A 7,112-nucleotide genomic window follows, 5' to 3' on the forward strand; every position below is an offset into this window, starting at 1 on the left:
GCGAAGAAGAAGCCGCGCTCGGGGACGGGGCAGGGCGAGGTCCAGCGCTGCGCCCCCTCCTCGTCGCCGGCGTCGGCCAGGGCTCGGATGGTGGCCAGTTGGCCGGCCGAGTTGATCGCGCCGACATCCGTGTTCTTGTCCATGGGGTCGCCGATCCGCAGCGTCGAGATGCGGTCCCGCAACTTGGCGATCACCTCGTCAGCGACCGACTCCTGCACCAGCAGGCGCGATCCCGCGCAGCAGACGTGGCCCTGGTTGAAGAAGATGCCGTTGACGATGCCCTCGACGGCCTGATCGATCGGCGCGTCGTCGAAGATGATGTTGGCCGCCTTGCCGCCCAGTTCCAGGGTCAGTCTGCGGCCGGTGCCGGCCAGCGACGCCTGGATCTGCTTGCCGACCTCGGTCGAGCCGGTGAACGCGACCTTGTCGATGCCAGGGTGGTTCACCAGCGCGGATCCGATGTCGCCGGCCCCGGTGACGATGTTGACCACGCCCGGCGGCAGGTCCGCGTCGGCGATGATCTCGGCCAGCACCAGGATCGACAGCGGGGTGGTCTCGGCCGGTTTGATGACGACGGTGTTCCCGGCGGCCAGCGCGGGCGCGATCTTCCATGCCGCCATCAGCAGCGGGAAGTTCCACGGGATGACCTGCCCGGCCACCCCGAGCGGACGTACCGCCGGCCCGTAGCCGGCGTGCCCGAGCTTGTCGGCCCAGCCGGCGTGGTGGAAGAAGTGCGCGGACGCGGTCGGGACGTCGACGTCGCGCGATTCCTTGATCGGCTTGCCGTTGTCCAGGGTCTCGACGACGGCGAGTTCGCGGGAGCGTTCGGCGATGCCGCGGGCGATGCGGAACAGGTAGGTGCCGCGCTGGGTCGCGGTGAGCCGGGACCACGGACCCTCGTACGCGGCGCGGGCGGCCCGGACGGCCGCGTCGACGTCGGTCCTCGACGCGGTGCTCACCGAGGCCAAGGCCTCCTCGGTGGCCGGGTTCACCGTCTTCACGTCGTCCCCATGGCCGTCGACGAAGCTCCCGCCGACGAACATCTGATACCGGTCGCGTAGCCGGCCGATGGCGGCCGACTCCGGGGCGGGGTCGTACTCCCAGTCAAGGTGCGGCATGTCGGTCCGTTCTCAGTCGACGGTCAGGTAGTCGGCGCCCGAGTAGTGCCCCTGGACGTGGGTGCGCCGTTGCAGCAGCAGATCGTTGAGCAGGCTGGACGCGCCGAACCGGAAGTAGAAGGGGTCCAGCCACTCCGGGCCGGCGACCTCGTTGACGGCGACCAGGTAGCGCAGCGCGTCCTTGCTGGTGCGGATGCCGCCCGCCGGCTTGACCGCCCGCCGCTCGCCGGTCTGGTCGAACCAGTCACGGACGGCCTGCAGCATGACGTGGGTGACCGGCAGCGTCGCGGCCGGGGCGATCTTCCCGGTCGAGGTCTTGATGAAGTCCCCACCGGCCAGCAGCGCGAGCCAGGACGCCCGCCGGACGTTGTCGTAGGTGGCCAGCTCGCCAGTCTCCAGGATCACCTTGAGCCGGGCCTCGCCGCAGGCCTGTTTCACCGCGACGATCTCGTCGAACACGGCGCCGTAGTTGCCGGCCAGGAAGGCGCCCCGGTCGATCACCATGTCGATCTCGGTCGCCCCGGCGTCCACCGCGACCGCCACGTCGGCCAGCCGGACCGCCATCGACGTCCGCCCGGTGGGAAAGGCGGTGGCCACCGATGCGACGCCGATGGACGTACCGGCCAGCGCCGCCACGGCGGTCGCGACCATGTCCGGGTAGATGCACAGCGCTGCGACGGCCGGCGTGTCCGGGTAGTCCGGGTCGGGCCGGCGGCCCTTCGCGGCCAGGGCCCGGACCTTGCCCGGGGTGTCCGACCCCTCCAGCGTGGTCAGGTCGACCATCGCGATGGCCAGGTCGATGGCCGCCCGCTTGCTCGACTTCTTGATCGATCGGGTGGCCAGCGCGGCCGCCCGGGCCTCGACGCCGACCGGGTCGACGCCGGGCAGCCCGTGCAGGAATCGCCGCAGCGACGACTCGTCGCGGGCGACGTCGGCCAGGTGGGCGGGCAGGGCCGAATAGGTGGTCCCGATCGTCGCCCGGATCGTCGGCTGGATCGTTGGCCGGATCGTCGCTGACATGGGGCCATCCTAGGCAGGGGTCCGCCCGGCAGGACCCGATACGGTTTGTCCCGTGACCGCTGCCCGGACGCCCCGCATCCCCGAGAACCTCGACGTCACCATCGTCGACCACCCGCTGGCCGCCGCCCGGCTGTCGACCATGCGGGACCGGACGACCGACAACACCGCCTTCCGGGCGGCGTTGCGGGAACTGACCCTGATGCTCATCTACGAGGCGTCGCGCAACCTGACCATCCGGTTGGAGCCGATCCAGACGCCGATGTCGCCGACGCTGGCGATCCGGCTGGCCAACCCGCCGCTGCTGGTGCCGGTGCTGCGGGCCGGCCTGGGCATGGCCGACCAGGCGCACGCGCTGATCCCGGAGTCGCAGATGGGCTTCGTCGGCCTGGCCCGCGACGAGCAGACGCTGGAGCCGACGCCGTACATGGAGTCGCTACCGGACTCGCTGGCCGACCGGCCGGTGTACGTGCTCGACCCGATGCTGGCCACCGGCGGCTCGATGGTCCACACGATCGAGCTGCTGACCGGCCGCGGCGCGACCGACGTGACCGCGATCTGCGCGCTGGCCGCGCCCGAGGGCCTGGTCACCCTGGCCGCGGCGAACCTGCCCGTCCGTGTGGTGACCGCGTCGGTCGACGAGAAGCTGAACGAGATCGGCTACATCGTGCCCGGGCTGGGCGACGCCGGGGATCGGCAGTTCGGCGCGGTTTGAGCCGCGGTCCCCGGCGGGGCGGTGCGGCGCCCCGTCCCGGCGCGGGCCGGGGAAATCGGTACCGGATCGAGACCTGACCGGATGGGCCGCGACGGCCGGTTCTCAGACCGCTCTGTGATGATGCGGGCCGGTTGTCCGGAGACGAGAGGCGGTTGGGGACGATGGCGGGTCTGCGCGCGCGTGGTGTTCTTGGGGTGCTGGGCGCGACGGTGCTGCTCGCCGGGCTGACCGCCTGCGCGTCCGGTGGGACGGCGGGGAGCGGGTCCACCTCGGCCTCCGGGTCCCCGAGCGCCGCCTCCACCGGTGCGTCGGTGTCGGTGTCGGCTTCGGGGTCGGCTTCGGGGTCGGCGTCGGTGTCGCAGTCGGGGCGCACGACCAGGAGCGAGCTCGACGGTCGGAGCTTCGTGTCGACCCAGGTCACCGGGGGTCACACCCTCGTGCCGGGATCGACGATCACCATCGCCTTCGAGGGCGGCAGCCTGTCGGCCAATGCCGGCTGCAACACGATGGCCGGGCGGTACACCCTCGCCGGTGGGAAGCTGACCGCCCCGCAGCTCGCGTCGACGATGATGGCCTGCGACCAGGCGCTGATGGACCAGGACACCTGGCTCGCCCAGTTCCTGGCGTCCGGCCCGGCCTACACCCTCGCCGGTGACACCCTGACCCTGACCGGGGCGACGGACACCGTCGTGCTCGGGCCGGCGCCCAGCGGGGCCGACACGCTCAGGTCGACCGGCTGGAAGGTGTCGGACACGATCACCATCACCAACCAGGCGAACACGACCGCCGCGGTCGACCCGTCGCTGACCGCCTGGATGCGCTTCTCCGGTGACGAGGTGGCCTTCAACGACTCCTGCAACGGGGGCGGCGGTCCCGCGCAGATCGGCGACGACACCATCACGTTCGGGGCGCTGCGGCAGACGCTACGGGCGTGCGCGGGGCCGAGCGACGCGCTCGAGCAGTTCATGACCCAGGTGCTGCAGGGCGAGACGACGTACTCCCTCTCGACCGCGCACGGCATCACCTACCTGCAGATCATGTCCACCGACGGCAGCAAGGGACTCGGCCTGCTCGCCGACGACACGGTCGGCCCCGACGCCTTCGCGTCCGGGTCGGCGACGGCGACGAGCACCTCCGGCTGACCCCGCGCGGTTCACCCGACCCCGCGCGGATGACCTGCGCCCGCGCGGATCAACGACGCCTGCGCGGATCACCTGCACCCGCGCGGATCACCTGGACCCGCGCGGATCAACGACGCCAGCGCGGATCAACTGACCCCGAATGTGACGGGTGGAGCGCATGTGTGCTCCTTCCCCCGCGCCCGGGTTGTTGATCCGCGCGGGTCAGAGCCCGATGATCTGGGCGACCTCTGCCCGCAGGCGGTCCAGTTCGGCGGCCGTCGCGGTGCGGAGGGCGCCCAGCGCCGGCCCGTCGGTGCCGTCCGGGACGTCGGCGTGCACCTGGAGGTAGCACTTGAGCTTCGGCTCGGTGCCCGACGGGCGGACGACCACCCGGACCCGGCCGGTCCGCCAGCGCAGCCCGTCGGTCTGCGGCAGCAGGTCGGTGGACTCGGTCACCGGTTCGCCCAGCAGGGTCGCCGGCGGACTCGCGCGCAGCCGCCGCATCGCGGCCGGGATCAGCGCGAGGTCGGTGACCCGGATCGACAGCGGGCCGGTGACGAACAGGCCGTGCGCACGGGCCAGCTCGTCCAGCCGGCCGGGCACGCTCGACCCGGCCGCTGCGAGCTCGGCGACCAGATCGCAGGCCAGCACCGCAGCCGAGATGCCGTCCTTGTCCCGGACGCGGTCCGGGTCGACGCACAGCCCCAACGCCTCCTCGTACCCGAACACCAGGCCGGTGCCGTCGCCGTCCCCGGCGCGGACGATCCACTTGAAGCCGGTGAGCGTCTCGTCGTACCGGGCCCCGTGCGCGGCGGCGACGGCGCGGAGCAGCTCGGCCGAGACGATCGTGGTGGCGACGAGCGGATCCGGGTGGGCGGTACGGTCCAGATGCCGCAGCAGGTGGTCGCCGAGCAGCGCGCCGGTCTCGTCCCCGGTCAGCATGCGCCAGGCGTCACCGTCGGGGACCCCGATCGCGCACCGGTCGGCGTCCGGGTCGAGGGCGACCGCGACCGCCGCCCCGGTCCGCCGGGCCAGCGCCAGCAGCAGATCGGTGGCCCCCGGCTCCTCGGGGTTCGGGAACGGCACGGTCGGGAAGGCGCCGTCCGGCACGGCCTGCTCGGCCACCACGTGCACCGCCGGGAATCCGGCCAGATGCAAGGCCTTCACGGCGATCTCGCCGCCGACTCCGTGCATCGGGGTGAGCGCGACGGTGAGGTCGGCGCCGGCGTGCGGCCCCCGGGCCAGCCGCGCGGTGCCGCTCAGGTAATCCGGGACGATCGACTCCGGCCAGCCGCCGACGGGCCCGCCGGCGTCGATCGACCGGGCCGCCGGAGCCGCGGCGATGGCCCGCTCGATCCGGGCGTCCTGCGGCGCGATCAGCTGGGCGCCGCCGCGCAGGTACACCTTGAGACCGTTGTCCTGCGGCGGGTTGTGGGACGCGGTGACCTGTAACCCGGCGGCCGCGGCGAGGTCCCGCGTGGCGAACGCGGTGACCGGCGTCGGGCGCGGCCCGTCGCCGAGCAGCACCGAGAAGCCCTGGGCGCCGAGCACTCCGGCGACGTCGGCGGCGAACTCGGCCGAGCGGCGGCGGCCGTCGTACCCGACCACCACGGTGCCGCCGCGCTCGCCGGACTCCTGCAGGTAGCGGCCGATACCCCAGGCCGCCCGGCGGACCACCGTCAGGTTCATCCCGGCGGGCCCGGCCCGCAACGGCCCCCGGAGCCCGGCCGTGCCGAAGGTCAACGGCGCCGCCATGCGGTCGGTCAGGTCGGCGACCGCCTCGGCCGACCCGGCCATCGCCGAGGCCAGCACCCGTTGCAGCTCGTCCCGGTCCGGGGCCGACGGGTCGTCGGCGATCCAGCGCATGGTGGCGTCGCGCAGATCCGGGGTGAGCCGGGGCGGCTCCGCGCCGGTCACGCCCGGGCCACCAGCTGCGCCAGCAGGTCGCCCATCCGCGTGGCCGCGGCCCGGCCGGTCGCCAGCACCTCCTCGTGGTTCAACGGCTCCCCGGTCATGCCCGCGGCCAGGTTGGTCACCAGCGAGAGGCCGAACACCTCGGCCCCGGCGGCCCGGGCGGCGATCGCCTCGAGCACGGTCGACATGCCGACCAGATCGGCACCCAGCCCGCGCAGCATGCGGATCTCGGCCGGCGTCTCGAAGTGCGGGCCGGGCAGCTGGGCGTACACCCCTTCGGTGAGCGACGGGTCGATCTGCCGGGCCAGCTGCCGCAGACGCGGCGAGTACAGGTCGGTCAGGTCGACGAACGTCGCACCGGCCAGCGGGGACGTCGCGGTGAGATTCAGGTGGTCCGAGATCAGCACCGGGTCACCCGGTTTCATGCCCTCGCGGATGCCGCCGGCGGCGTTGGTGAGCACGATCAGGCGGGCCCCGGCGGCCGCCGCGGTGCGGACCGCATGGGCGACCGCGCCGACCCCGCGACCCTCGTAGAGGTGGGTGCGCCCGAGGAAGACCAGCGCCCGCTTGTCGCCGACGGTGACCGACCGGACCCGACCCGAGTGGCCCTCGACCGACGGGGGCGCGAACCCGGGCAACTCGGCGACGTCCAGCTCGACCGCCGCGGCGCCGAGCCGCTCGGCCGCCGGCAACCATCCGGACCCCATCACCAGGGCCACGTCGTGGCCGTCCACGCCGGTCGCCCCGGCGATGGCGGCGGCGGCCTGCTGAGCGGTGGCGGGGCTGGGGGTGGCGGCGGCAGACATGCCCGGGAGCGTAACCGGGACCGCCGGGCACCGGGCGGGGACGGCGCGCGGTCCGGCGCGCCCGGCCGGCCCTGGACACCGATCGCCGCCGGCGGCCGGGCGGGGGCCGCGGACCGTCCTGCACGGGGCGGGTCAGCGGAGCAGGTGATCGGCCGGAGCCGACGCCGGTGCGACCAGGGTGACCGGCGAGGCGGCGGCGCTGCCGTCGGCGGCGTCGGCGATGAGCCGGACGGCGAAGAACCCGACGACGGCCGCCAGCAGGGCCACCACCAGCGCGACCGCGATCCGCCGGCCGGTCGATGGCTCGGGAGCCTGTTCGGGCAGTGGGGGCAGCGCGGCCGCGTCGGCCTGCGCCCAGGGCGGCGGGGGCAGCGGTTCGGCGCGGGCCGCGAAGCCCGGGCCGGCCTGCCCGCCGGTCCCG

At 73.9% G+C, this 7,112-nt stretch carries 6 protein-coding genes and 1 pseudogene; 2 read left to right on the top strand and 5 right to left on the bottom strand.

The features are described from left to right. Both ACOJUF_RS04820 and deoC read right to left on the bottom strand, forming a co-directional pair. Positions 1-1,118 (bottom strand): aldehyde dehydrogenase family protein (locus tag ACOJUF_RS04820; RefSeq protein WP_420120730.1); only part of this gene is annotated, 1,118 nt, incomplete at its 3' end. 12 nt (positions 1,119-1,130) lie between these two features. After that, positions 1,131-2,138, bottom strand: a complete 1,008-nt coding sequence (gene deoC, locus ACOJUF_RS04825; protein ID WP_420120731.1) for a deoxyribose-phosphate aldolase — start codon at positions 2,136-2,138, stop codon at positions 1,131-1,133. Positions 2,139-2,190: 52 nt separating this feature from the next. On the opposite strand from deoC, the gene upp reads away from it, so the two are divergent. Both upp and ACOJUF_RS04835 read left to right on the top strand, forming a co-directional pair. After that, positions 2,191-2,850, top strand: coding sequence for a uracil phosphoribosyltransferase (gene upp, locus ACOJUF_RS04830; RefSeq protein ID WP_420120732.1), 660 nt, complete (start codon positions 2,191-2,193; stop codon positions 2,848-2,850). Positions 2,851-3,011: 161 nt separating this feature from the next. Continuing rightward, entirely contained in the window at positions 3,012-3,992 is a 981-nt protein-coding gene (locus ACOJUF_RS04835; RefSeq protein ID WP_420120733.1) for an META domain-containing protein, read from the top strand. Positions 3,993-4,193: 201 nt separating this feature from the next. Here ACOJUF_RS04835 and ACOJUF_RS04840 read toward each other — a convergent pair whose 3' ends face one another. The 3 genes and pseudogenes from ACOJUF_RS04840 to ACOJUF_RS04850 form a co-directional block, all read right to left on the bottom strand. Further along, positions 4,194-5,837, bottom strand: a complete 1,644-nt coding sequence (locus tag ACOJUF_RS04840) for a phospho-sugar mutase (protein WP_420120735.1) — start codon at positions 5,835-5,837, stop codon at positions 4,194-4,196. A gap of 47 nt (positions 5,838-5,884) precedes the next feature. Further along, positions 5,885-6,691, bottom strand: coding sequence for a purine-nucleoside phosphorylase (locus ACOJUF_RS04845; RefSeq protein ID WP_420120734.1), 807 nt, complete (start codon positions 6,689-6,691; stop codon positions 5,885-5,887). A gap of 132 nt (positions 6,692-6,823) precedes the next feature. After that, positions 6,824-7,112 (bottom strand): annotated as a pseudogene (locus tag ACOJUF_RS04850) (hypothetical protein); the annotation flags it as partial.

Origin of the sequence: Nakamurella sp. (assembly GCF_048594475.1) — a bacterium.
In the GTDB taxonomy this organism is placed as follows: Bacteria; Actinomycetota; Actinomycetes; order Mycobacteriales; family Nakamurellaceae; genus Nakamurella.